The 25,147-nt window shown below is 63.0% G+C and carries 22 protein-coding genes; 14 read left to right on the top strand and 8 right to left on the bottom strand.

Annotation, left to right across the window (positions count from 1 at the left end):
* Positions 1–110 precede the first annotated feature (110 nt).
* A complete protein-coding gene (locus tag ACW9IB_RS23190) occupies positions 111–962 on the bottom strand; it encodes a LysR substrate-binding domain-containing protein (protein WP_457367564.1) in 852 nt (283 codons plus the stop codon).
* Between the two features lie 243 nt (positions 963–1,205).
* On the opposite strand from ACW9IB_RS23190, the gene ACW9IB_RS23185 reads away from it, so the two are divergent.
* From ACW9IB_RS23185 to metC, 10 genes are all read left to right on the top strand, one after another.
* On the top strand, positions 1,206–2,027 hold the full coding sequence (locus tag ACW9IB_RS23185) for a transporter substrate-binding domain-containing protein (RefSeq protein WP_457367565.1): 822 nt from the start codon (positions 1,206–1,208) through the stop codon (positions 2,025–2,027).
* Positions 2,028–2,029: 2 nt separating this feature from the next.
* Entirely contained in the window at positions 2,030–2,836 is an 807-nt protein-coding gene (locus ACW9IB_RS23180) for a transporter substrate-binding domain-containing protein (protein WP_457367566.1), read from the top strand.
* A complete protein-coding gene (locus tag ACW9IB_RS23175; RefSeq protein WP_457415655.1) occupies positions 2,829–4,250 on the top strand; it encodes an FAD-binding oxidoreductase in 1,422 nt (473 codons plus the stop codon). Before ACW9IB_RS23180 ends, ACW9IB_RS23175 begins: the two co-directional genes overlap by 8 nt.
* Positions 4,247–5,449 carry an aminotransferase class I/II-fold pyridoxal phosphate-dependent enzyme gene (locus tag ACW9IB_RS23170; RefSeq protein WP_457415654.1) on the top strand — a complete coding sequence of 401 codons (1,203 nt, stop codon included), beginning with the start codon at positions 4,247–4,249 and terminating at the stop codon, positions 5,447–5,449. The genes ACW9IB_RS23175 and ACW9IB_RS23170 overlap by 4 nt, the downstream gene beginning before the upstream one ends.
* The gene (locus ACW9IB_RS23165) at positions 5,446–6,171 is read left to right on the top strand and encodes an amino acid ABC transporter permease (RefSeq protein WP_457367569.1); all 726 of its coding nucleotides are present in this window, start codon (positions 5,446–5,448) and stop codon (positions 6,169–6,171) included. Before ACW9IB_RS23170 ends, ACW9IB_RS23165 begins: the two co-directional genes overlap by 4 nt.
* A complete protein-coding gene (locus tag ACW9IB_RS23160; protein ID WP_457415653.1) occupies positions 6,161–6,844 on the top strand; it encodes an amino acid ABC transporter permease in 684 nt (227 codons plus the stop codon). The genes ACW9IB_RS23165 and ACW9IB_RS23160 overlap by 11 nt, the downstream gene beginning before the upstream one ends.
* Positions 6,831–7,655 carry an amino acid ABC transporter ATP-binding protein gene (locus ACW9IB_RS23155; protein ID WP_457415652.1) on the top strand — a complete coding sequence of 275 codons (825 nt, stop codon included), beginning with the start codon at positions 6,831–6,833 and terminating at the stop codon, positions 7,653–7,655. The genes ACW9IB_RS23160 and ACW9IB_RS23155 overlap by 14 nt, the downstream gene beginning before the upstream one ends.
* 16 nt (positions 7,656–7,671) lie before the next feature.
* Positions 7,672–8,268, top strand: a complete 597-nt coding sequence (locus tag ACW9IB_RS23150; RefSeq protein ID WP_457415651.1) for a cysteine dioxygenase — start codon at positions 7,672–7,674, stop codon at positions 8,266–8,268.
* A 138-nt stretch (positions 8,269–8,406) separates the two neighbouring features.
* The gene (locus ACW9IB_RS23145) at positions 8,407–9,054 is read left to right on the top strand and encodes a glutathione S-transferase family protein (RefSeq protein ID WP_457415650.1); all 648 of its coding nucleotides are present in this window, start codon (positions 8,407–8,409) and stop codon (positions 9,052–9,054) included.
* Positions 9,055–9,081: 27 nt separating this feature from the next.
* Positions 9,082–11,781, top strand: a complete 2,700-nt coding sequence (gene metC / locus ACW9IB_RS23140; protein ID WP_457415649.1) for a cystathionine beta-lyase — start codon at positions 9,082–9,084, stop codon at positions 11,779–11,781.
* A gap of 41 nt (positions 11,782–11,822) precedes the next feature.
* Here the strand turns inward: metC and ACW9IB_RS23135 are convergent, their stop codons facing one another.
* The 6 genes from ACW9IB_RS23135 to ACW9IB_RS23110 form a co-directional block, all read right to left on the bottom strand.
* Positions 11,823–12,899, bottom strand: coding sequence for a nucleoside hydrolase (locus tag ACW9IB_RS23135; RefSeq protein WP_457415648.1), 1,077 nt, complete (start codon positions 12,897–12,899; stop codon positions 11,823–11,825).
* Positions 12,900–12,926: 27 nt separating this feature from the next.
* On the bottom strand, positions 12,927–14,237 hold the full coding sequence (locus ACW9IB_RS23130; RefSeq protein WP_457367576.1) for an MFS transporter: 1,311 nt from the start codon (positions 14,235–14,237) through the stop codon (positions 12,927–12,929).
* 319 nt (positions 14,238–14,556) lie between these two features.
* A complete protein-coding gene (locus tag ACW9IB_RS23125) occupies positions 14,557–15,189 on the bottom strand; it encodes an N-carbamoylsarcosine amidohydrolase (protein ID WP_457367577.1) in 633 nt (210 codons plus the stop codon).
* A 147-nt stretch (positions 15,190–15,336) separates the two neighbouring features.
* On the bottom strand, positions 15,337–16,089 hold the full coding sequence (locus tag ACW9IB_RS23120) for a maleate cis-trans isomerase family protein (RefSeq protein WP_122307871.1): 753 nt from the start codon (positions 16,087–16,089) through the stop codon (positions 15,337–15,339).
* A gap of 11 nt (positions 16,090–16,100) precedes the next feature.
* A complete protein-coding gene (locus tag ACW9IB_RS23115) occupies positions 16,101–16,904 on the bottom strand; it encodes an alpha/beta fold hydrolase (protein WP_457367578.1) in 804 nt (267 codons plus the stop codon).
* Entirely contained in the window at positions 16,901–18,034 is a 1,134-nt protein-coding gene (locus ACW9IB_RS23110; RefSeq protein WP_457367579.1) for an FAD-dependent monooxygenase, read from the bottom strand. The genes ACW9IB_RS23115 and ACW9IB_RS23110 overlap by 4 nt, the downstream gene beginning before the upstream one ends.
* Before the next feature lie 306 nt (positions 18,035–18,340).
* Here ACW9IB_RS23110 and ACW9IB_RS23105 point away from each other — a divergent pair, with 306 nt between their 5' ends.
* The 4 genes from ACW9IB_RS23105 (at position 18,341) to ACW9IB_RS23090 (ending at position 24,363) form a co-directional block, all read left to right on the top strand.
* Positions 18,341–19,393 carry a 2,5-dihydroxypyridine 5,6-dioxygenase gene (locus ACW9IB_RS23105; RefSeq protein WP_457367580.1) on the top strand — a complete coding sequence of 351 codons (1,053 nt, stop codon included), beginning with the start codon at positions 18,341–18,343 and terminating at the stop codon, positions 19,391–19,393.
* A 379-nt stretch (positions 19,394–19,772) separates the two neighbouring features.
* On the top strand, positions 19,773–20,207 hold the full coding sequence (locus ACW9IB_RS23100) for a MarR family winged helix-turn-helix transcriptional regulator (RefSeq protein WP_457367581.1): 435 nt from the start codon (positions 19,773–19,775) through the stop codon (positions 20,205–20,207).
* 143 nt (positions 20,208–20,350) lie between these two features.
* Complete coding sequence (locus ACW9IB_RS23095; protein WP_457367582.1) at positions 20,351–20,842, top strand: (2Fe-2S)-binding protein; 492 nt, start codon at positions 20,351–20,353, stop codon at positions 20,840–20,842.
* Complete coding sequence (locus tag ACW9IB_RS23090; RefSeq protein WP_457415647.1) at positions 20,839–24,363, top strand: molybdopterin cofactor-binding domain-containing protein; 3,525 nt, start codon at positions 20,839–20,841, stop codon at positions 24,361–24,363. The genes ACW9IB_RS23095 and ACW9IB_RS23090 overlap by 4 nt, the downstream gene beginning before the upstream one ends.
* Positions 24,364–24,492: 129 nt before the next feature.
* Here the strand turns inward: ACW9IB_RS23090 and ACW9IB_RS23085 are convergent, their stop codons facing one another.
* Positions 24,493–25,140, bottom strand: a complete 648-nt coding sequence (locus ACW9IB_RS23085; protein WP_457415646.1) for a TetR family transcriptional regulator — start codon at positions 25,138–25,140, stop codon at positions 24,493–24,495.
* Between the last annotated feature and the right edge of the window lie 7 nt (positions 25,141–25,147).

Here is a 25,147-nt window from a genome sequence, read left to right as displayed (position 1 = left end):
CTGATCCACCGCTTTCGCGAGCAAGCCCGCTCCCACAATTTGGATCTCCTGTATCCGACAGATATCAATCCGCTTTGGCTCTGCTTTTGATTTTGATCTGAGGCGCCGGATCACAACCCCTGACTCCCCCGAATCAAATCATAAGCCTTGCGCGCAATCGGGTTCGCCGTATTCGGCCTGATCCACAAGTAATACGTCACATCCGGCAACCGCGGCAGCCCATCCGTCTCCCCCAGCACCCGCATATCCGGCCCCAGCATTTCCATACTGCGCGGTGTCACGCCCAAACCCGCCCGAGTCGCGGCTTTGATTCCGATCAGATTCGATGCCAGATACGCCTGGCGCCACGCAATACCCGCCCGTTCCAGCGCCTCCAGCGCATACCGCCGATAGATGCTCGGCTCATCCACCAGAATCAACGGCAACGGCTCGCCCGGCTGGTGAATGTACTGCGCCGAACAGATCCACCATACCGGCGACGTACGCAACGCAAATCCTTCCAGGTTCGGATCGGAGCGTGTGGAAATCACCATGTCCACCTTGCCCCGATGCAAGTCATCCATCAGGAACGGGCTGCGCCCTACATCGATCTCCAGGCGCAAGCGCGGGGCCGAGCGGGCGATGTGGCTGAGGATCGGCGGCAGGATGGTGTCGGCGATGTCATGGGGTGAACCGATGCGCAGCACGCCGCTCAGGCTGCTTTCGCGCAGGGAGTTGAGCGCGTCGTCGTTCAGCGACAGCATCTGCCGCGCATGACGCAGCAGTTGCAGGCCGGGTTCGGTCAGTTGTTTTTGTCGGCCACGCTTTTCGAACAGGCTGACCCCCACTTGCTGTTCCAGGCGCTGCATGTGCTGGGTCACCGACGATTGGGTGCGGGCCAGGTGCGTGCCGGCGCCGGCGAAGCTGTGGTGGTCGACCACGGCGATAAAGGTGCGCAGCAGTTCGAGGTCGAGGGTCGACATGGCCATTTCCAGGGGCGGTTTCATATCAAAGGTGTGAATGAATACATTACAGTTTCTGATGGGTTGTTGAAGCGTTTTTTCATGGGGGCCAATAATTATTGGGTTATTCCAGAAATGCAGGTCGTCCTTATACGTGAAGTTATAACGATATTAGATATTTGAATTTCCGTTGCCCGGGCACTCTCCCTAGCATGCCCCTCCATCAGGTCGGGGTACGCCGATCAATTGCCAGGGGGAAGTCCGATGATGTTCAAGAAATGGTTGCCGATGGCCCTGGGGTCGATGATCGCGCTGGGCGCCAACATGGCGGCGCAGGCCGATGCGACCCTGGACAAGATCGAGCAGCGCCACGTGCTGGTGGTGGGCGTGTTGTTGTCCGGCGGTCCCTTCGGCAGTGTCGACCCGGCCACTCAGCAGCCCAAAGGCTTGAACGTCGATCTGGCCAACGAACTGGGCCGCCAGCTCAAGGCCCAGGTGCAACTGGTGCCGGTATTGCCGGCCAACCGCGTGCAGTTTTTGCAGCAGGGCAAGGTCGACGTGCTGATCGCCAATATGGAATGGACCGCCGAGCGCGGTGAGATCCTCGGTTTTGTGCCCACGCCGTTCTACCGCATCGGCGGCACCGCCGCGGTACTCAAGGACAGCAAGATTGCCCGTTGGGAAGACCTCAAGGATCAACCGGTATGCACATCCCAGGGCAGCAGCTATGTGAAGCCGCTGACCGAACTCGGCGCACAACTCAAAGCTTTCAAGAGTTCGTCCGAATCCCTGCTGGCCCTGCGTGGCAACAACTGCGTGGCGGCGGTGCATGACTCCACCCTGATCAACCCGCTGGTCAACGACAGCGCCGAATGGAAGGACTATCGCGCGATCAGCCCGGAGCTCAACCCGGCGCCCTCGGTGATCTGGACCCGTCGCGGCGAAAGCGACACCCAGGCCCGGCTTGACCCAATCGTCAAGGAGCTGCACCGCAGCGGCTGGCTGATCGAAGCCCAGACCCGCAACCGCATCAGCCCCGCGTCGCCGGCGTTGGTGGAATTGCAGAAACAATTCAAGGGCGCCTGAGCATGAACCTGAAAACCCTCACCGCACTCGGCCTGGCCTTGTGTGCCGGCATCGCCCACGCGGATGCCACCCTCGACAAGATCCAGCAGCGTCACGCCATCAGCGTGGGCGTGATTCTCAGCGGCCCGCCGTTTGGCACCCTCGACCCGAAGACCGGCGAACACCTGGGCTATAACGTCGAACTGGCCAAGGGCATTGGCGAGGCTCTGGGCGTCGAAACCAAGACTGTTTCGGTGCTGGCGCCCAACCGCGTGCAGTTTCTGCAACAGGGCAAGGTCGACATCCTGATCGCCAACATGCAGTTCACCGAAGAGCGCGCCGAGATTCTCGACTACGTGCCCACGCCCTATGAAGAAGTGGGCGGCGCGGCATTGATCCGCAAGGGCGCCGGCATCCAGCAATGGGCCGATCTCAAGGACAAGCCGGTGTGCGTGTCCCAGGGCAGTAACTTCATCAAGCCGTTGCAAGAGACCTATGGCGCGCAGATCAAGGCGTTCCGCAGCCAGTCCGAGTCGCTGCTGTCGTTGCGCGGCAACGGTTGCGTGGCTGCCGTGCATGTGAGCCCGACCATGCATGCGTTGCTCAGTGACGCGGAATGGGCCGGCTATGAGATCCCGTTGCCGGGCGACCTGATCCCGTCCAAATCGGTGATCTGGATCCGCAAAGGCGAGCACGACACCCAGGCCAGGCTCGATGCCATCGTGAAGGGTTGGCATAAAAGCGGTTTCCTGATTGCCCTGGGCGAGCGTACCGGCATGGCACCGTCCCAGGCCCTGCGCGACCTGCACGAGCAATACAGCCATGAGTGAGACGTTGTTTGCCACCCTGCAAACGCTGCTCGGTGCGGCCCATGTGCAAACCACTGAAGAGGCGGCGCACTACCTTACCGACAAGCAGGGGCGCTACACCGGCCAGGTGATCGCGGCGGTGCACCCGGCCACTGCCGAAGAAGTGGCGGCGGTGGTGCGTGCCTGCGTCGCTGTGCGGGCGCCCATCGTGGTGCAGGGCGGCAACACCGGGTTGATGGCCGGCGCCACGCCGGATGCCAGCGGGCGTTCGGTGCTGCTGTTGCTGGACCGCATGAACCGCGTGCGCAAGGTCGACACCGACAACGATACGCTCACCGTGGAAGCCGGCTGCATTCTGCAAACCGTACAGGACGTGGCCCGCGCGGCGGGTCGACTGTTTCCTCTGAGCCTCGGCGCCGAGGGCAGTTGCACCCTCGGCGGTAACCTGGGCACCAATGCCGGCGGCACCGGGGTGCTGCGTTATGGCAATACCCGCGAGCTGACCCTGGGCCTGGAAGTGGTGACCGCCGAAGGCGAGATCTGGCACGGCCTGCGCGGTCTGCGCAAGGACAACACCGGCTACGACCTGCGGGATTTGTACATCGGCAGCGAAGGCACCCTGGGCATCATCACCGCCGCCACCCTCAAGCTGTTTCCGCTGCCCAAGGCCCAGGCCACGGCGTTGCTGGCCTTTGATGAGCTGGCCCAGGCCGTGGCGTTTCTGTCCCATGCCCGTGCCGGCTTTGGCGCCAGCCTGACCGCCTTTGAATTGCTGACCGCCGATTGCCTGGCGTTACTGCGCGATCAGTTTCCGGACGGCCCGCAGCCGTTCAAAACCGCCAGCCAGCCCTGGTTCGCCTTGATCGAACTCTCCGACAACCACGGCGAAAGCCACGCCCGCGAAGCCTTCGAGCGCGTCCTGGGCGAGGCCTTCGACAAGCAGTTGCTCAGTGATGCCCTGATCGCCGAAAGCCTGGCGCAGAGCGAAGCCCTGTGGCTGCTGCGCGAGAACATGAGCGAAGCGCAGAAGCGCGCCGGACGCAATATGAAGCACGATATCTCGGTGCCGATTTCCCAGGTGGTGGCCTTCGTCGCGCATACCGATGCCTTGCTCCAGCAGCATTTTCCCGGTGTGCGCAACTTCACCTTCGGCCATCTGGGCGACGGCAACCTGCATTACAACGTGGCCCATCCGCTGGGTTCGACGGTGGAGGCACACATGGCCCATTACGCCGAACTGAGCGCGCTGGTGCACGACAGCGCCCATGCCCACGGCGGTTCGATCAGCGCCGAACACGGCATCGGCCAGCGCAAGGTCGGCATGCTCAGCCGCTATAAAAGCCCGGTAGAGCTGGACCTGATGCGCCGCATCAAACAGGCGCTGGACCCGCACAACCTGCTCAACCCCGGCAAAGTCCTCGAGGTGCAGCCATGACCGTACGCCTGTCCCGACGCGTGCAGCGGGTGTCGCTGTCCGCCAACGCGGCGGCCAAGTCCCGTGCCACCGAATTGCGTGACGCCGGGCGCGATATCCTCGACCTCACCACCGGCGAGCCGGATTTCGACACCCCGGAACCCATCAAACAAGCCGCCTATGCCGCGATTGCCGCCGGTGCGACCAAGTACACCCCGACGCCGGGCGTGAAGGCGCTGCGGATGGCGGTGCAACGCAAGCTCGCCGAAGAAAATCGCCTGGACTATCCGTTGGCGTCCATCGTGATTGCCAACGGTGCCAAACAGATCATCTTCAATGCCTTCGCCGCCACCCTGGATGACGGCGATGAGGTGCTGGTGCCGACGCCTTACTGGCCGTCGTTCCCCGACAGCGTGCGCTTCAACGGTGGCGAGCCGGTCTTTATCGAGTGCGGCCTGGAGCAGGGCTGCAAGCTGTTGCCGCGCCAGTTGGAACAACACATCACCGCGCGCACACGCTGGCTGATTCTCAATGGTCCGGGCAACCCCAGTGGTGCGGTGTACAGCGAAACCGAGTTGCGCGAACTGGCCGAGGTGCTGCGTCGCCATCCGCAGGTGCTGGTGTTGCTGGATGAACTGTACGAACACATTCGCTTCGACGGTCGCCCGGCCCAGAGCCTGCTGAACGTCGCGCCGGACCTGCTGGACCGTTGCCTGCTGGTGGGCGGCGTGTCCAAGACCTATGCCATGACTGGCTGGCGCATCGGTTTTGGCGCCGGCCCCAAAAAACTGGCCGAGGCGATGGCGGTGGTGCAGTCCCAATCCACCTCTGGCGCGTCGTCGGTGGGGCAAGCGGCCGCGTTGGCCGCGTTCAGCGGCGGGCTGGGATTTCTCGCGGAACAGGTCGCGGCCTACCAATTGCGCCGGGATATTCTGGTGCGCGCGCTGGCGGCAGTGGAGGGGCTGGAAGTGCTCGAGCCCCAGGGCGGCTTCTTTGTATTCGTACGCTGTGCCGGGCTCCTGGGGCGCGTGCGTCCGGATGGTCAGCGCATCGACAGCGATGATGATCTGGTGGCCTGGCTCCTGGAGGAAGGCGTGGCGGGTGTGGCGGGCAGTGCCTATGGCCTGTCGCCGTGGTTCCGCCTGTCCATCGCCACCGCGACCGACAGCGTGGCCGAAGCCGGGCGGCGCATCGCGACGGCCTGTGGGCAGTTGCGATGATGGAGGCGTTCGTCCACTGGGCCGCGAGTATCGGCCTGAACTACAACTTTCTCCTGGACGCCTATCAACGCGGCACGCTGGTGCAAGGCGCGCTGACCACCGGCTGGCTGTGCCTGTTCACCATTGTCGGCAGCCTGCTGGCGGGCATCAGCCTGGCGGCGATGCTCACCTCCGGTAATCCATGGCTGGCCAAGCCGGCGCGGGTATTCGTTGAAGTCACACGCAACACGCCGACGCTGGTCCAGCTGTACTGCGCCTTCCTGGTACTGAACATGTTGCTGACCCAGGCGGTCGGCGCGGCCAACCCGCTGACGCCGTTTGCCTGGGTGGTCATCGTGATCTCCCTGCACAAGGGGGCGTTCCATGCCGAAGCCTTGCGCGCCGGCATCGAAGCGGTGCCCGCCGTCACGCTGGAAGCCGCCAGCTCCCTGGCCTTCAGCAGCCGTCAGTTGTTGTGGAACGTGCAGTTGCCTCTGGCGCTGCGCTTTGCCTTGCCATCGCTGATCAACAACCTGATCGACCTGGTGAAGATGACTGCCGTAGCCTCGGCCATTGCCGTGGGTGATATCACCTACGCGGCGATCATGATCTGGACCCAGAGCGACAACGTGCTGGAGTTGATGATCCTGATCCTGAGCTTTTTCGGCCTGCTGAGTTTTGTCGTCAATTGCGTGGGGCGCTGGCTGGAAGCGCGCCTGAGGATGCCCGGCTATGGCCATTGATTCATTTCCGGTGCTGTCGGCGCTGTTGCAGTGGTCGCCGGCGCTGGTGGCCGGTTTCGGCCAGAACATTCTTATCAGCCTGCTGGCGATTGCCATCGGTTCGGTGCTGGGGCTGTTGATCGGGGCGCTGGCCCTGTCGCCGCTGGGCGTTGTCGCGCGGCTGTGGGTGCAGGTGTTTCGCAATGCGCCGTGGCTGGTGTTGATCTATTTCACCACCTACGTGTTCCCGTTCGAGATCCACATCGGCAACCACTACGTGTCGTTTCCCGATTGGGTCAAGGTCACGATTGGCCTGGCGTTGCCGGCCAGTGCCAACGTGGCCGAGATTTTCCGCGGCGCCATCGGCTCGATCCCCGGCACCCAATGGGAAGCTGCGCGCTCATTGGCGTTTACCCGGGGTCAACTGTTCCGCTCGATCATCCTGCCGCAGTGCTTCAAGCGCATGTTGCCGCCGTGGATGAACCTGTACGCGGTGGTCACCATGGGCACCGCGCTGGCTTCGCTGGTGGGGGTGCATGACGTGATCGACACCGCGCAGATCGCCAGCAACACCGTGAACATGACCGGCTTCACCGTGGTGATCTACCTGAGCCTGCTGGTGCTGTTCTTCGCCTATTGCTACCCGATTTCCCGCCTGACCCAACACCTGGAGCGCCGTTATGCCTTCTATTGAACCCTTGGTGAGCCTGCGGGATATCCACCTGTCGTTCGGCGCCAACCCGGTACTCAAGGGCATCGACCTGGATGTGCAGCGCGGCCAGGCGGTGTCGATCATCGGCCCGTCGGGCTCGGGCAAGTCCACGATCCTGCGTTGCATCACCGGGCTGTTGCAACCCCAGCGCGGCAGCATCCGCGTGGGTCAGACCCGGGTCGAAACCCTGGCCCAGGAAGCCCAGCGCATCGAGCTGCGCAAGCGCGTGGGGTTTGTGTTCCAGCAGTACAACCTGTTCCCGCACCTGTCGGTATTGGAAAACCTGGTGATCGCCCCGCGCAAGGTCCTGGGGCGCAGCCGTACCGATGCCGAAAAAGACGCGCGGGCGCTGCTGGCCAAGGTGCGTATGGAACACAAGGCCGATGCTTATCCGGGCCAACTCTCCGGCGGCCAGCAGCAGCGCGTGGCCATTGCCCGCGCCCTGGCGATGCGTCCCGAGTTGATCCTGTTCGATGAAGTGACTTCGGCCCTGGACCCGGAAACCGTCGGCGAAGTGCTGACGGTGATTCGCGAGCTCACCGAAGAGGGCATGACCTGCGTGCTGGTCACCCACGAAATGCGCTTCGCCGAGGAGATCAGTGACGTGGTGTATTTCACCGAAAACGGCGTGATCGTCGAGCAGGGCAGCGCCGCGCAGATTTTTCAGAACCCGGCCAGCGAACGTACCCAGACGTTCCTGCGCCATGCCCTGGGCGATTCGGGGCGCCGTGGCCCCATTGCCCACGACCCGTACCTGTTGACCAATTTGAGCCGTTACAGCCTGTCTGTCTGACCTGAGGAAACCCGTCATGAGTACCATAAACCGTGCCGCTGTCATCGAAGCGTTTTTGCAGCAGATCCGCGTGATCAACCAGCGCGGCGTCGACCGCGCGGCGCTGGAGGAAATCGTCGGCCTGCTGGAAAACCTCGCCGAACGCCGCGACCTGTTCAACTTCGACGAATTTCCAGCACCGGTGCCGGGGCAGGGCAGCACTGCCTTTCGCTATCGCCTGAACGACGACGGTGATACGCCGACCCTGTACCTCAACTCGCTGTTGCCGGGCAAAAGCACGATCCCGCACAACCACGAGACCTGGGCGATCATCAGCGCCATCGAGGGCCAGGAGATCAACTACGTCTACGGTCGCAACGATGAAGGCCGCGAGCCCGGCTTCACCACGTTGACCCTGGAAAAGGAAGTGGTGGTGCAACCGGGCACCTCGATTTCATTCCTGGGTGAAGACCTGCACGGCATCAAGGTGGAAGGCGAGCAGGCGACTCTGCATTTCCACTTGTACGGCTTGCCGCTGGAATCGCTCAACGGCCGTTATGGCGTGGAAGCGGACGGCCGCATCCTCAATTACAACGCCTCGCAAATGGCGCCTTCTATCAAAGCATACGCCTGAGCAATGCCAGGCTGCTTTATGTGGGAGCCGGGCTTGCCCGCGATAGCGGTGTGTCAGTCACCACCGCTATCGCAGCGATGCGGCGACCCGACAAGCCAGCTCCCACAGGTTTAGCCGTGTTCGTCCAGAGGGGTTTTTATGATTGATCTGTATTACTGGCCCACGGGCAACGGCTTGAAAGTCGGCATCCTGCTGGAAGAGCTGGGTATCGAGTACCGACTGGTGCCGGTGAACATCCGCGAAGGCCAGCAGAAGCACGCCGACTTCCAACGCATCAGCGCCAACGGGCGCATCCCGGCGATTGTCGACCATCGCGCCGACACGCCACTGAGCCTGTTCGAGTCCGGCGCGATCCTCAATTACCTGGCCGACAGCGCCGGGCAATTCCTGCCGCCGACCGGTAGCGCCGAGCGACAGAAGGTGCAGGAGTGGCTGTTCTGGCAGGTGGGGCATATCACCCCCTACCTGAGCCAGTTGCAGCTGTTCAAGGAAAAGGCGCCGCAGCCGATCCCGTTCGCCCTTGACCTGCTCAACGCCGAAGCCACGCGCCTGTATCGCGTGCTGGAGCAGCGCCTGGCCGAAGTGCCGTATGTGGCGGGCGAATACTCGGTGGCAGACATGGCGATTTTCCCGTGGATCCAGCCCCAGCGCCAGGGTCAGGAGCTGGCGGACTACCCGCATATCCAGGCCTGGCGCGAGCGCATCAAGGCGCGGCCAGCGGTGCAGCGCGCCTATGCCACGGGCCGTGAAGTGGCCGCGGGCGAACGCTCGCTGGCGCTGCAGTAACTCATTTCTTAATTTGTTGGGACTTCCATGAGCCAGACCATCACCCCACGTCAACTGCAGCAATGGCTGTTCGATGGGCAGGAAATCGCCCTGTTCGATGTGCGCGAGCACGGCCAATACGGCGAGGCCCACCTGTTCCATGGGGTGAACCTGCCCTATAGCCGCCTGGAACTGGAAGTGCGCCGCTTGGCGCCGAACCCGTGGGTGCGCCTGGTGATCTACGACCAGGACGGGGGCGATGTGGCCGCGCGCACGGTCGAGCGCCTGCATGTTTTAGGCTACCGCCATGTGCACGTGCTGGAGGGCGGTGCCGAGGGGTGGCAGGCCGCCGGCTTGCAACTGTTCGCCGGGGTGCACGTACCCTCGAAGGCGTTTGGCGAGCTGGTGGAAGAGGCCAGCCACACGCCGCATATCACCGCCAGCCAATTGGCCGAATGGCAGGCGCGCGGCGAGCCGCTGGTATTGCTGGACGGTCGGCCGTTCGATGAATACCGCAAGATGACCATTCCCGGTTCCATCTGTTGCCCCAACGGTGAGCTGGGCTACCGCGTGCACGATCTGGTGCCGGATGAAAGCACGCCCATCGTGGTCAACTGCGCCGGGCGCACCCGCAGCATCATTGGCGCGCAAACCTTGATCAACCTGGGGTTGAAGAACCCGATCTATGCCCTGGAAAACGGCACCCAAGGCTGGTACTTGGCGGACTTTCAGCTGGAACACGGCAGTAGCCGGCGCTATGCCGAGCATGTCAGTGGCGACCTCGCGCAACAGCGCCAGGCGGCACGCCAATTGGCCGAGCGTGCCGGGGTGGTGACGGTATTGGCGGATCAGGTGCGCGAGTGGGCCGACGATACCCGGCGCAGCCTGTTCCTGTGTGACGTGCGCACGGCGGAGGAATTTGCCCTCGGCACGCTGCCGGGCGCGCAACACACCCCGGGCGGGCAATTGATCCAGTCCACCGACCTGTACATCGGCGTGCGCCAGGCGCGCATTGTGCTGGTGGACAGCGATGGCGTGCGCGCACCCGTCGTGGCCAGTTGGCTGCGTCAATTGGGGCATGAGGCCTATGTGCTCAGCGGCGGCGTGGACAGTGGCCTGGCGCTGCCGGTGTCGCAACCGGTGGCGCATGAGGCTCTGCCGCTGATCAGCGTCGAAGCGCTGGCGCGGCAGTTGAACGATGTGAACCTGATCGACCTGCGCCCGAGCATGGTGTTTCGCAAGGGGCATATTGCCGGGTCGCAATGGTCGATCCGTTCGCGGCTCACGTCTGATCACCGACCGTTGGTGCTGGTGGCGGATGACCCCGCGCTGGCAGCCTTTGCCGCTCAAGGAACGGACGCCCGGCTGCTCGACGGTGGTTTTGCCGCCTGGGCCGCCGCCGGCCTGCCGATCAGCGAAGGCGCGCATACCTTGCCCGATGCGCAGTGCATCGACTTCCTGTTTTTCACCCATGACCGTCACAGCGGCAACAAGGACGCGGCCCGGCAGTACCTGGCCTGGGAAATCGGCTTGCTCGCGCAAATGAGCGAAGCGGAAATCGCCAGCCTCAAACCGCTGGCGCCCGCGTCGCGGGTACGGACCCGTTTGATTCACGCCGCGCGCACGGAAAAGGGCAGCGGTGGCCGTGCGGTCAACGTGCCGGTCACCCGTCTGAGCACCGTGCTGTTCGACAATCTGGCGCAAATGCGTGACGCCCGTGCGCGCCGCGACAGCGAGCGTGTGCTGAGCTATGGCGCCCGCGGCAACCCGACGTCCCATGCCCTGGAAGACCTGGTCACCGAGCTTGAGGGCGGCTACCGCACGCGGCTTTACAGCACGGGGCTGGCGGCGGCGGCCCAGGTGTTCCTGGCGTATTTGCGCCCCGGCGACCATGTACTGATCACCGACGCGGTGTATTCGCCGGTGCGCAAGCTGGCCCAGGAATTCCTCCAGCCGTTTGGCATTCAAGTCAGTTATTTCGCGCCGGACGGCAATGGCCTCGAAGCGCAGCTGCAAGCCAACACCCGGTTGGTGTATGCCGAAGTACCCGGTTCATTGCTCTATGAGCTGTGTGACTTGCCGGCAATCGCCGCCTTGTGCAAGCCGCGCAATATCCTGCTGGCGGTGGACAACACCTGGGGCTCTGGCTACCTGTATCGCCCGCTGGCACTGGGTGCCGACATTTCGATCATGGCCCTCACCAAATACCTGGGAGGCCACAGCGACGTGATGATGGGCAGCGTATGCACCGCCGAAGCCGCCTGGTCGGCACTGGGCAAAATGAGTGACACCTTCGGCAATGCAGTGAGTGCCGACGATGCCTACCTGGTCTTGCGCGGTGCGCGCACATTGGCCACCCGGCTGGATGTGCATGAGCGCCAGGCCGTCGAAATCGCCCAGTGGTTGCAGGCGCAGCCGCAGGTCAAGCGCGTGTTCCATCCGGCGCTGCCCGGGCATCCGGGGCATGCGCTCTGGCGCCGCGACTTCAGCGGCAGCAATGGGCTGTTGTCGTTTGAACTGAGCAGCCTCGACCCGGCCTACATCGAGCGTTTCATCGACGGCTTGCAGGTCTTTGGGCTGGGGGCTTCGTGGGGCGGCTATGAGAGCCTGGTCACCGTGGCCGACACGCGCGACCGTGACAGTGCGGCAGACCGGACACTCAACCCGGTGGTGCGCCTGCACATCGGTCTGGAAGATGTGGCGGCGCTGATCGAGGACTTGCAGCGCGGGTTTGCCCTGGCGGACTGAGGGAGGTGATCGCTCCCACGGCTGTGGGAGCGATCGATCGGTCAGTGCTTGACCGGGGTGGGCAGGGTCACCAGGTTGACGTAGCCGTCCCAGAATTGCTTCTGGTCCACGCCGAACACGACCTTGGCCTTCTGCGTGCCGACCGGCGCACCTTTCTGGTAGCCGAGGGCGCGACCGTAGTCGGCACCGAAGGTGGCGTCCACATCCACCCACAACTCGCGGGATTCGGTGACGATGGCCGGGTTGACCAGGTACAGCGCCGGCAGGCTGTCCCAGGTGAAGCTGTGGTAAGACGGGTCCTTGTCGAACAGCGGCCCGAACTCATGTTTGTACAGGTCGGCAATCGCGCCTTTGCTGGCGATCACGCGTTGGTACACCGCCTTGTCGAAGGTGACTTTCTCGCACACATCGTTGGGGAAGATCACGTGTTCGATTGGCGAGCGCAGCACGATCTTGGCGGCCTCCGGGTCGAACCACCAGTTGAATTCCGCCGCCGGCGTGGTGTTGCCCGGGATCTCCAGGGCGCCGCCCATGTACACGATGCGCTTGATCAGCGGCACGATATCCGGGGCCGAACGGATGGCCAGTGCGACGTTGGTCAACGGGCCGACCGCGAGGATGGTCACCTGGTGCGGGTTGGCCCGCACGCTCTGCACGATGAACTGCGCGGCGGTTTCACTGCGCAGCCTGGTGTGGGTGGCCAGGCCGTCCGGCGGGGCGATCAATTGTGCCGGCGAGGTCGGTCGCGGATTTTTGAATGCCCCCGGCCAGCCTGAGCCGAACAGTGCTTTTTCGGCCTCGTAGGTGGCGTAGTCATGCAACAGCGGGTAGGCGGCGCCCGAATAGACACCCACCTCTTTTTCCACGCCCATGCGTTCCACGGCCTTGAGCGCGTCGACCTGTTCCTGGTCGACCCAGGCGTTGCCGCTGACCAGGGTCATGCCCAACAGCTCGATGCGTTTTTGCGCATGGAGCTGGGCGAGCATGATGAAGGCCTGGCCGTCATCGTTGAGCACGTTGAAGTCGGTATCGAAAATGACTTTTTCCGCTGCCTGCGCGGTGCCGGCACACAGGCCGACGGCGACAAGCAGGGCACAGCGTCTAAGAAAGCCTTGCATGGTGATTCATCCGCAAAGTTGTTGTTATCAACGGTTCACCAGTTTCGCCGGCAAGGCGATGACCAGGAAGCTGCTGAGAATCAGGCAACCGGCGAAAAACCACAAGGCGCCGGCGCTGCTGCCTGTGACGTCGATCGCAACACCCATCAACGAGTTGCTGACCAACCCTGCAATGTTTGCCACCGAACAGGCCAGGGCAAAACCGGTGGCCGCTGCGGTGCCTTTGAGAAACGTCGCCGGCAGGCTGAAAAACACCGGCACTGCGCCGATGATCGCTGCCGAGGCGATGGCGAACAGCGCCACGGTGGCGACCACGTTATGGGTGAAGAAGGTGCTGGTGGCCATGGCGGCGGCGCCGATGAAAAACGGCACGATGATGTGCCAGCGGCGTTCGCGGTGTTTGTCGGAACTGGCACCGATCAGCAGCATGCCCAGCAGGGCTGCGACACTGGGCAGGGCAGTGAGGATGCCGATGTGGAAGGTGTCGGTGATACCGGCGTTGCGGATGAAGGTTGGCATCCAGAAGCCCATGGCATAGGCGCTGAGCAGGATCGAGAAGTCGATACCGCCAAGCATCCACACTTTGAGGTTGAAGAAGCCGTCGCGGAAGCTGTGCTTGCTGCCGGTGGCGTCCGCTTCATCCTTGCGCAGCTCGCTTTCCAGCAGGGCCTTTTCGTCCTCCGACAGCCATTTGGCCTGCCGATAGCTGTTGGGCAGCGCCCAGAAGGTCAGCACGCCGAGCAGCACGCTGGGCACTGCCTCGATCAGGAACAGCCACTGCCAGCCGCGCAGGCCGGCCATCTGGTCGAAGTGCCCCATGATCCAGCCGGACAGCGGGCCGCCGATCACGCTGGACAGCGGCAGGCCGATCATGAACAGCGCGATGATGCGCCCGCGTCGATAGGTCGGGAACCAGGTGGTGAGGTAATACAGCACGCCCGGCAGGAAGCCCGCCTCGGCGGCACCGAGCAGGAAGCGCAGGATGTAGAACTGGGTGGTGGAGGTGACCAGCAAGGTGCAGGCCGAAAGCAGGCCCCAGGTGATCATGATGCGCGCGATCCAGATCTTCGCGCCGACCCGTTCCAGCACCAGGTTGCTCGGCACTTCGAACAGGATATAACCGACGAAGAACAGCCCGGCACCGAGGCCGAACGCGGTTTCGCTGAAGTGCAGCTGGTCGAGCATCTGCAGCTTGGCGAAGCCGATGTTGATGCGGTCGAGGTAGGCGGCCAGATAACAGAAGCACAGGAACGGGATGAGCTTCCAGGTGATCTTGTGGTAGAGCGTGTTGACGGGGTCGGCGACGGTGGTCGCGGGCGCTGCATTCGCAATGGGCATTGGGTGTCTCCTGGCGGTGACTTATGGTTTTTATACAGCCGCTTTTTTTTCAGCACTTCGGCGTGCTGTAGAAGCGACGTCCAAAGGCAGTGTCAGAAGACTGAGGGGGCGGTTGGACACGGTCCATATGGACACCGGGCTTATGTGGGAGCTGGCTTGCCTGCGATAACATCGGCGCGGTGTCACTGTTACACCGCAGCGGCTGCATCGCGGGCAAGCCCGACTCCCACAGAGATCGGTTCCCACATACGAATGTGTTCCAAGGCCGGGCCTCAGTTTGTGCAGGACCACGCTCTATGGCGCAGTTCCTGATAACGTTTTATTGCTCCTTGAACTTGCTCATCGCCTCCTGCTTGCTCACCACGTCGCCATATTTGCTGTCGATGTCGAACAGGTTGGCTTCGTGGGGCGCCGGGTGCCGGTCGCCGACGCATTCGCGCACGACGATGGTGCGAAACCCGTGTTGCACGGCATCCACCGCCGTGGCGCGGATGCAGCCGCTGGTGGAGCAGCCGGCCAGTACCACGGTGTCGATGCCCTGGGCGTGCAGCATCGGCGCCAGGCTGCTGCCGAAAAACGCGCTGGCATACTGCTTGGTGATCACCACTTCGTCGGCCTGGGGCAGCACCTCGCTGCAAAACGCGGCGAGCGGGTTGCCTTCGACCATGTCTTTCATCACCGGGGCCTTCTTGACCCAGATCCCGCCATCGACGAAATGGCCGGGATGGTAGCGGATATTGGTGTGCACCACCGCAACCCCGTGCTTTCGCGCCGTGGCCAACAGCTCGACGCTTTCAGCCACCGCCGTGACCACACCCGGCGCAAACAGCGGTGCGCCTTCGGTGGTGTAGCCCTGCATGAAGTCGATCATCAGCAGTGCAGCTTTCTTGCCAAAGCCGATGCGATTGCCCCATACGCCCTGGTAGTTGGCGTCGACGGATTGTTCGCTCATCTTCTCAACTCCTCATTAATAGCTGTGGTGAGCGGTTTATTTGTGGTGAGCGGGCTTGCCCCGCGCTGGAGTGCGTAGCGCTCCCGCTGTTTTGGGGCCGCTGCGCAGCCCGGCGCGGGCAAGCCCGCTCACTACAACTTGCGAACGTTAGTAGGCGCCGGAGAGCAGGGCACCCGCGCCGGGCACGATGGGCTCCAGGTCCAGCGCCTTGAGCATCGCGTAAGTGGTGGCGATGGCGGCGGTGAGCACGGGTTTGCCGGTTTGTGCCTCGACCTTGGCCACCACCGGCAGCGACTGCATCTGCACGCAAGCCGACAGCACAATCACGTCGACGCCTTCCAGGTTCATGCCGGCAACGATGGCCGGCAGGTTGGCCGGGTCGTGGCGAGCCACTTCGAGGTTGTCGGGGATCTCCAGCGCGCGCCAGTCCACCACCTCAAAGCCTTCTTCGCGGATGTAGTTCACCACCAGCTCGGTCAGCGGTTTCATGTACGGCGCGACGATCGCGATACGTTTGGCGCCCATCACCTTGAGGCCTTCGATCAAGGCGCCGGCGCTGGTGATCACCGGGGCGTTGGCGTCGTTGTCGGCGGTGGCCTTGCGCAGGCGTTGCTCGGAGTTGCGGTGATAACCCAGTCCCATGGCCATGATCGCCACCAGGCACGCATAACCCAATACATCGACCTTGGCGTCGGACAGCTCGACGGCGCAACGGTCGGACTCGCCGTCCATCGCCGCCAGTTCTTCCTTGCGTACCTGCTTCATGCGCATGCGGCTGGAGTGAAAGGTAAAGCGCTCGGGGCGGATCGCCTGGCGTGCGGTGAGCATCGCCGGGATCTCGGTTTCCATGGTGGTGTTGGAACTCGGCACGATCTGGCCGATGCGGTAAGGCTTGAGCATGGTGGTCTCCGTTATTGTTCGGTGGGCAGGAAGTCGCCCAGGGCGGCGAAGAAGCCCTCGAGGTCATCCCACGGAATCATGTGTCCGGCGTTGGCCACGCGGGCCACCTGGATGCCGGGTTGCAGGTCCTGGATTTCGGCCACGTCTTCGTCGAGGATCACACCGCCACGGCCGGCCACCAGCAGCAGGGCCGGGACCTTGAGGTGGGGCAGGTGCTGGTGGAAGTCGGTGTCGTGGAAGTCATTGAAGGCGCGCACGATGGCGGGCTCGAAGCAGGTGTGCAGCCATTCGGCGCGCAATTGCAGTTGTTCTTCGGTCCAAGTGGCGCAGAAGGCTCGCATGGCGTCTGCGTCCATGCCGACCAGCGATTGGCGGATCGAGTCGACGTACCACGGCAATTTGCTTGGGTATTCACGCCGGCCAGGGCCGGACACCGGTGGGTCGATCAGCACCACGCGGTTCACGCCCCGTGGATGCTTGACCGCGCTGCGCACGGCGAAGCGTGCGCCCATGGAATGGCCCATCAGGTGATAGCGGTCGAGGCCGAGGGCGTCGGCAAAGGCGCCGATGTCATCGGCGCAGACCTCGGCGCTGTAGTCGAGATCCGGGCCGGTCGATGACAGGCCGCGCCCGCGTACGTCCAGCACGTAGGTGTCGTAGTGGGCGCCAAGGCGTTCGGCCACGAAGCCCCAGGTGATCGCCGGGCTGGTGATGCCCGGGATCAGGATCAGCGCCGGGCCCTTGCCGCCGTAGCGCAAGTAGTGCTGGCGGATGCCGTTGGCCTGGACGTTGCCGCCGTAGAGAAAGGTGCTCACGCGGCCACCCCCGATTTCAGTTCCTGGGCATAGAGGTCGTAGCCGTAGACCCAGGCTGGATCTTCCTGGGTGCGCAGCCAGGTGTTGGCGTTGGACACGGCCTGCACACGGGAGGCGCGCTCCTTGCGGTTGGCTTCGTAGAGTTGGAACGCAGTGCGGTAGTCGCTGATGCCGGTTTCCTGCAGGCAGCGGGTGAGCATGGCGGCGTCTTCGATGGCCATGCCGGCGCCCTGGGCCATGTGCGGTTTCATCGGGTGGCAGGCATCGCCCAGCAACACCAGGCGCCCACGGCTCCACAGCGGTAACGGATTGCGGTTGCGCAGCGGCCATTTGGTCACGCTTTCGGTGGACTCGATCAGCGCCTGCACGGTGGGGTGGTAGCCCTTGAAAGCGTCGAACATCTCTTCGCGGCTGCTGTCGACGAAGGCACCCTGGAAGTCCCATTCGGCGTGGGGTACGCCGGTCACGTAGTAGTACTCGTCGCGCTTGCCGGTGGTGTAGTAGACCATCATGTGGCGGTCTTCGGTCCACCACTTGATGCAGTCTTCGAACTTGAGGTCGTACTTGGCCAGTTGGTCGCCACGGATCAGCGCGCGGTGCGCGACCCAGCCGCTGTACAGCGGTTTTTCCACACCCAGCAGTTCTTCGCGGATCTTGGAGTTAATGCCGTCGGCACCGATCACGATGTCGGCGTAGGTCACTTGGCCGTCGGCGAAGGTCAGGCGCACCTGGGTGTCGGTTTCCTCGAGGCTTTCCAGGCGTTTGTTGAAATGCAGGCTGCCCGGCTTGAGGGTCGACATTTGCAGGGCGTGCAGGTCGCCGCGGTGCACCGTGATGTACGACGCGCCGTAGCCGGTGAGGGGGATGCGAGAGAGGTAGTCGCCGGTCTCGCCGCAACGGCTGAACCAGTGCTCGGGGTGCGAGCCCATCAGGTCCAGCTGTTTTTCGATGCCCATGCGCCGAAAGATTTTCATGATGTTGGGACCCATGTGGATCCCTGCGCCCAGCCGGGAAAACTCCGGTGCCTGCTCGTAGATGTCCACTTCGAAACCGGCTTGCTGCAACAGGGTGGCAGCGGCGGCACCGCCAAGGCCGGCGCCGACGATGGCAATTTTCTGTGTACTTCCCATGGGGCGTGATCCTCTCTCTTTTTAATTTTGGCGGCGTCTGTCCGCAAGGCTTTTAAAGTGTATACGCTCATTTTTTGAAATGGGAAGCCCGAGTTAGAAAATTTATTTTTTGGCCTGAATAGTCCTGTGTAACGCTATGTAGCCTTTAAATAGTGGGTTTGTGTGGATTGGTAACGTTTTGGTGCGCCGCTTGCAGTTCGCCTTCAATTCAGGTCTTATCGTTATTAATTGGCGTATACGCTATAAAAATGCACTAGAGTGAAGCGCAGTGCCTGAACTTGGTGCAGCCTTTGGAGGAGACCCGAAATGCCGGTAAGCGATTGCGAATTGACCCAGATGTTCGAACACGTGCTGAAGCTGTCGAAGGTCGACCCGACCCAGAGCGTCGCCGTACTCAAGAGCCATTACTCCGACCCGCGCACGGTGCGCGCGGCCATGGACGCCGCCCAGCGTCTGGGGGCCAAGGTGTATGCGGTGGAGCTGCCGTCGTTCAACCATCCCAAGGCGATGGGCAATGACATGACCGCTTACTGCGGCGACACCGCGCTCACCGGCAACATCGCCGCCCAGCGCGCACTGGAAGCCGCCGACTTGATCGTCGACACCATGATGTTGCTGCACTCGCCGGAGCAGGAGCAGATCCTCAAGACCGGTACGCGCATCCTGCTGGCGGTGGAGCCCCCGGAAGTGCTGGCGCGCATGCTGCCCACCGAGGAAGACAAGGTGCGGGTACTGGCCGCCGAACAGCTGTTGAAGAAAGCGCGCTCGATCCACGTCAAATCCCGCGCCGGCAGTGATTTCCGCGCGGCGCTGGGGCAATACCCATCGGTCACTGAATACGGCTTTGCCGACGAGCCGGGGCGTTGGGACCACTGGCCCAGCGGCTTTTTGTTCTCCTGGCCCAACGAAGAGACCGCCGAGGGCGTACTGGTGCTGGATATCGGTGACATCCTGCTGCCATTCAAAACCTACACCCGCGAGAAGATCACCCTGGAGATCGAGAAAGGTTTCATCACCAGGATCCATGGCGGCTTCGAGGCCGAATACCTGCGTGACTACATGAAGTACTTCAATGACCCCGAGGTGTACGGCATCTCCCATATCGGCTGGGGCCTGCAGCCACGGGCGCAGTGGACCGCCATGGGCCTGCACGACAAGAACGACGGCATGTGCATGGATGCGCGGGCGTTCTACGGCAATTTCCTGTTCTCCACCGGGCCGAATACCGAAGTGGGCGGCACCCGCAAGACGCCGTGCCACATGGACATTCCGCTGCGCAATTGTGATGTGTACCTGGATGACGAGGCGGTGGTCATCGCCGGTGATGTCGTCGCCCCCGCGGCCTCCCTGGCCCGCTAACCCCCCCCAAAAAAATGTGGGAGCGGGCTTGCTCGCGAATACAGTGTGTCAGTTGATGGATTTGTTGGCTGACCCACCGCATTCGCGGGCAAGCCCGCTCCCACATTGAGTTTCTAGCGTTGCCAAGAAAGCGCCGGGCATGATGGCCCTCTGGCAGCGTTTTTCCAGCCTCCGCTGATTCCCTGTGGGAGCGGGCTTGCCCGCGAAAGCGGTGGGTCAGACAGCATCTCTGTCGACTGTGCCGCCGTCTTCGCAGCGATGCGGCGATCCGACAAGCCCGCTCCCACATTTTGACGGTGTTTCTTCGGGGAGTGTCTTGAGTCCTTTCCCCATCCCCGCCATCATGCCTCCCCAACGCCCGTCACTCACCGAGCCCGCCGTGCCTGATTCCTACGTCTTTTCCGAACAAGTTGGCCACCTGCTGCGCAAGGCCTATCAACGCCACCTGGCGATCTTTCAACAGAATGTCGGCGACTCCCAGCTCACCGCCGTGCAGTTCGTCACGTTGTGCGCGTTGCGCGATCACGGTGCAAGTTCCCTGACGGAACTGGTCAAGGCCACCGCCGTCGACCAGGCGACCATCCGTGGCATCGTCGAACGGCTCAAAGCCAAAGAGTTGATTACCCTGGAGCCGGACCCCCAGGACAAACGCAAAGTGGTGGTCGACCTGTCGGCTGCCGGTGCCGAGCTGGTGGCGCAAACCGCGCCCCGCGCCGCGCAGATCAGCGAACTGACCATGAGCAACCTCAACCCCGCCGAACGGGTGGCCGTGTTGTTTCTGCTGCGCAAGATGATCGAAGACCCGCAGGAATAAACCGGCACTGGCACCGTTTTTGCTCTGAGTTGATGTAGCAGTCACTTCACCAGTCAAGTGTGTCGCGAGACCCCAGGTACGCGGCGCTTTTTTTTGACTGTTTCATGTAGTGACTACTTCACCAACGGTTACGGGCGAAGTGAATGATCAGTCAGCAGATTACGGTAGCGCTTGAGGTCAATGGCCACACGAGCGAAGTCAGTGCCATGGCGGACACCCCGCTGTTGCTGGTACTGCGCAACGACTTGGCGCTCAACGGCCCCAAATACGGCTGCGGCCTGGGGGAGTGCGGTGCGTGCACCGTGATCATCGATGGGGTGGCCGCACGGTCCTGCGTGTTCCCGCTGTCGGGGGCGGTGGGGCGCGAGATCGTCACCCTTGAAGGCCTCGGCACGCGCCAGGCGCCGCATGCGGTGCAACAGGCCTTTATCGACGAGCAGGCCGCGCAATGCGGCTACTGCCTCAACGGCATGATCATGACCGCCAAGGCGTTGCTCGACCGCAATCCCAACCCCAGCGAAGCCGAGGTGCGCAACGAGCTGTCGGGCAACCTCTGCCGTTGCGGCACCCATATCGAAATCCTGCGCGCCGTGCTGCGTGCCGCCCGCCTCATGACTGTGGATGGATCACTATGACTGACACGCCGCTTTCCCGTGACCAGTGGCTGGCCAAGGCCGGCGTCCTGCTGATCGTCGACGATGTGCTGCCGCCCTCGGGCCCGGTGGCCAAGGGCGGTACGCCCACCGTGAAGCCCAAGGAACTGGGGCTGTTTATTGCGGTAAACGATGACGGCCTGGTGTACGCGTTCAATGGCCATGTGGACCTGGGCACCGGCATTCGCACGTCGTTGGCGCAGATCGTCGCCGAAGAGCTCGACCTGACGATGGAGCAGGTGAAGATGGTGCTCGGCGACACCGAGCGTGTGCCCAACCAAGGGGCGACCATCGCCAGCGCAACCTTGCAGATATCCGCCGTGCCCCTGCGTAATGCCGCAGCCGAAGCGCGGCGTTTCCTGTTGGCGCGGGCGGCGGGGCGCCTGGGTGTGAGCACGGCCAGCCTGAAGGTCGATGCTGGCGTCATCCACGCAGCTGACGGGCGCACCGCCACCTATGCCGAACTGGTCAGCGGCCAGCATGACCAACTGCGCATCAGCGGTGACGCGCCGCTCAAACCCATCGAAGACTACCGCCTGGTGGGCAAGGGCGCTGCGCGAGTGGATATCCCCGGCAAAGCCACTGGCGAGTTGACCTACGTACACGACATGCGCGTGCCGGGCATGCTCCATGGCAGGGTGATTCGCCCGCCGTATGCCGGGCTCGATTGCGGCGATTTTGTCGGCAACAGCCTGTTGAGCGTGGATGAGTCGTCCATCGCGCATATCCCCGGTATCGTCGCGGTGGTGGTGATCCGCGATTTTGTCGGTGTGGTGGCGCTGCGTGAAGAGCAGGCGGTCAAGGCCGCCAGCGAATTGCAGGTGCACTGGAAACCCTGGAACCACGCGTTACCGGACATGAGTGATGTTGAACAGGCCATCCGCGACAACCCCCGCGTACGCCGTACCGTGCTTGACCAGGGCCATGTCGACGAAGCCCTGGCCGGCGCCAGCCAACGCATGCCGCGCAGTTATCTCTGGCCGTACCAGATGCATGGTTCGATCGGCCCGTCCTGCGGCGTGGCGGATTATTCGCCAGCCGGCAGCCGGGTGTGGTCGGGCAGCCAGAACCCGCACCTGCTGAGGGCCGACCTGGCGTGGTTGCTGGAGTGCGATGAAGCGCTGATCGATGTGATCCGCATGGAAGCTGCCGGCTGCTACGGGCGCAATTGTGCGGATGACGTGTGCGCCGATGCCTTGCTGTTGTCCCGTGCGGTCGGCAAGCCGGTGCGCGTGCAACTGACCCGCGAACAGGAACACCTGTGGGAGCCCAAGGGCACTGCGCAACTGATGGATGTCGATGGCGGCCTCAACGCCGATGGCAGCATCGCCGCCTACGATTTTGAAACCAGCTACCCCTCCAATGGCGCGCCGACCCTGGCGCTGTTGCTGACCGGCCGCGTCGAGCCGGTGGCGGCGATGTTCGAGATGGGCGACCGCACCTCGATCCCGCCTTACGACATCGAGAATATGCGCGTGACCATCAACGACATGGCGCCCATCGTGCGCGCGTCGTGGATGCGCGGCGTGTCGGCCTTGCCCAACACCTTTGCCCACGAGTCCTACATCGACGAACTGGCGTTCGCCGCCGGCGTCGACCCGGTGGAGTACCGCCTGCGCTACCTCAAGGACGAGCGCGCCATCGACCTGGTCAAGTCCACCGCCGAACGCGCCAACTGGGCGCCGCGCACGGCGCCGATGCAAACCGCCAATGAAGACCATCTGCTGCGGGGCCGGGGCTTTGCCTACGCGCGTTACATCCACAGCAAGTTCCCGGGGTTCGGCGCGGCGTGGGCGGCCTGGGTGGCGGATGTGGCCATCGACAGGCAGACCGGCGATGTGTCGGTGACGCGGGTGGTGATCGGGCATGACTCGGGGATGATGATCAACCCGGCGGGGGTGCAGCATCAGATCCATGGCAATGTGATCCAGTCGACCAGCCGCGTGCTCAAGGAGCGAGTGACCTTTGAAGAGTCGACGGTGGCGAGCAAGGAGTGGGGCGGTTATCCGATCCTGACCTTTCCGGAAGTGCCGAAGATCGACGTGATGATGATGCCGCGCCAGGACCAGCCGCCCATGGGGGCGGGCGAATCGGCGTCGGTGCCCAGCGCGGCGGCGATTGCCAATGCGATCTATGACGCCACCGGCATTCGCTTTCGGGAATTGCCGATTACCCCGGAACGGGTGTTGGCGGCGCTGAATGCCGGCACCCTCGGTGAGCCGGCCAAGTCGCCGGAGAAACGCAAGAAGTGGTGGTTTGGGGCGTTGTTCGCCACCTTGGGTGCCTTGGCGGCCACGGCCTGGCCCTTTCACAGTGAGATCGCGCCGATTGCCCCGCCCGCTGCGGGTACCTGGTCAAAGGCCACTCTGGAGCGCGGGCGCTTGCTGGCGGCGGTGGGCGATTGTGCGGTATGCCATACCGCACCGGGCGGTGCCACCAATGCCGGTGGGTTGGCGATGGAAACACCGTTCGGCACGCTGTACAGCAGCAACATCACGCCGGATGTGCAGACCGGCATCGGCGCCTGGTCGTACCCGGCGTTCGAGCGTGCCATGCGCGACGGTATCGGTCGTGACGGGCGCAACCTGTATCCGGCGTTCCCCTACACGGCGTTTCGCAATATCAACGATGCGGACATGCAGGCGTTGTACGCGTACCTGATGTCGCAAACGCCCGTAAGCCAGGCGCCGACGCCAAATGCCATGCGGTTTCCGTTCAATATCCGACCCTTGATGGCGGGGTGGAACTTGCTGAATTTACGGCGCGGTGAAATCAGCGTGCAGCCTGAACGGAGTGAGCAGTGGAATCGCGGCAATTACTTGGTCAATGGACTGGGGCATTGCGCGGCCTGCCATTCACCGCGCAATCTGATGGGGGCGGAGAAGGGCGGCAAGGCGTTCCTGGCGGGTGGCAGGGTGGATGGCTGGGAGGCGCCGGCGTTGAATGGCTTGTCCAGGGCGCCAACGCCATGGACCGAGGATCAACTGTTTACCTACTTGAGCACGGGCTATTCCGATGCCCATGGCGTGGCGGCGGGGCCGATGGGGCCGGTGGTGAGCGAGTTGTCGAAGCTGCCCAAGGCGGATATCCGGGCAATGGCGGTGTATTTGGCGTCGCTCAATGAGGATGCTGCGGCGCAGACACCTGGCGTGGCAGCGACGCTGCCGAACCCCAATGGCCGGCGTGTCTTCGAGGGCTCATGCCAAGCCTGTCATGCCGATGGCCTGGGGCCGAAACTGTTTGGTGTGAGCCCGTCACTGGCCACCAATACCAATGTGCACAGTGACCAGCCGGACAATTTGATCAAGGTGATCCTGCAAGGCATCAGCAACCCGGCGACCAAGGACCTGGGATATATGCCAGGGTTCAAGGACAGTTTGTCGAACAGCCAGTTGGCGGATCTGGTGGCGTATCTGCGCGGCCGATTCGCGCCGAACGCGCCGCAGTGGCAGGGATTGGAGCAGAAAGTGGCTTACCTGCGGGCCAATCCCGGCACCCATTGATATTTCAAACCCTATGAAAATCAACTGTGGGAGCTGGCTTGCCTGCGATGGGGGTGCATCAGTCACTGAAAATGTTGACTGGCATACCGCTATCGCAGGCAAGCCAGCTCCCACAGTTTGATTCGGTTTCTACAGTGAGGTCGGGGATACTCCTCTGAGCACCAAGTCGGTGATGAAGGCCAGCCAATCCTGCTGTTGCCCCTTGTTCGCCAAGTCTTCCCCCAGAAACGAACTGAGGGTATGCCGGTTGGAGTTATAGAAGTAGCAGAGCGAGGCGATCATCAGGTACACGTGCTTGAGGTCGATGTCGTGGCGGAACAGGCCTTTGGCCAGGCCTGACTCGATGATCGGCCGCAACACGCCCACCGCTTCCCCCGACAACCGGCGCATTTCGCCGGACTGCCTGGCGTGCTTGCCCTGGTGCAGGTTCTCGATGCTCAGGATCGCCACGAACTCCGGGTGCTTGACGTAGTAGTTCCAGATGAACGCGACCAGTTCGCGCAAGGCTTGCACGGGGTCTTCCAGGTCCAGCTTGAGTTTGCTCTCGGCCTTGTTGAACTGCTCGTAGGTGTGTTCCAGCACGCAGATGAACAGGTGTTCCTTGCTGCCGAAATAGTAATAGAGCATGCGGTCGTTGGAGTCCGCTTCCTTGGAGATGGTGTCGACGCGCCCGCCGGAATAGCCGTCGCGGGTGAACACCTTGATCGCCGCCTGGAGGATGCGTGCGCGGGTCTGGTCGGCCTGTTGGGCACGAATCCCGGTCTTTTTGAGTGCCATATCAAAG

Source organism: Pseudomonas sp. SDO524_S393 (assembly GCF_054071875.1).
The sequence above is the reverse complement of the archived record's forward strand: the minus strand, read 5'-3'. Positions and strand labels throughout refer to the sequence as shown.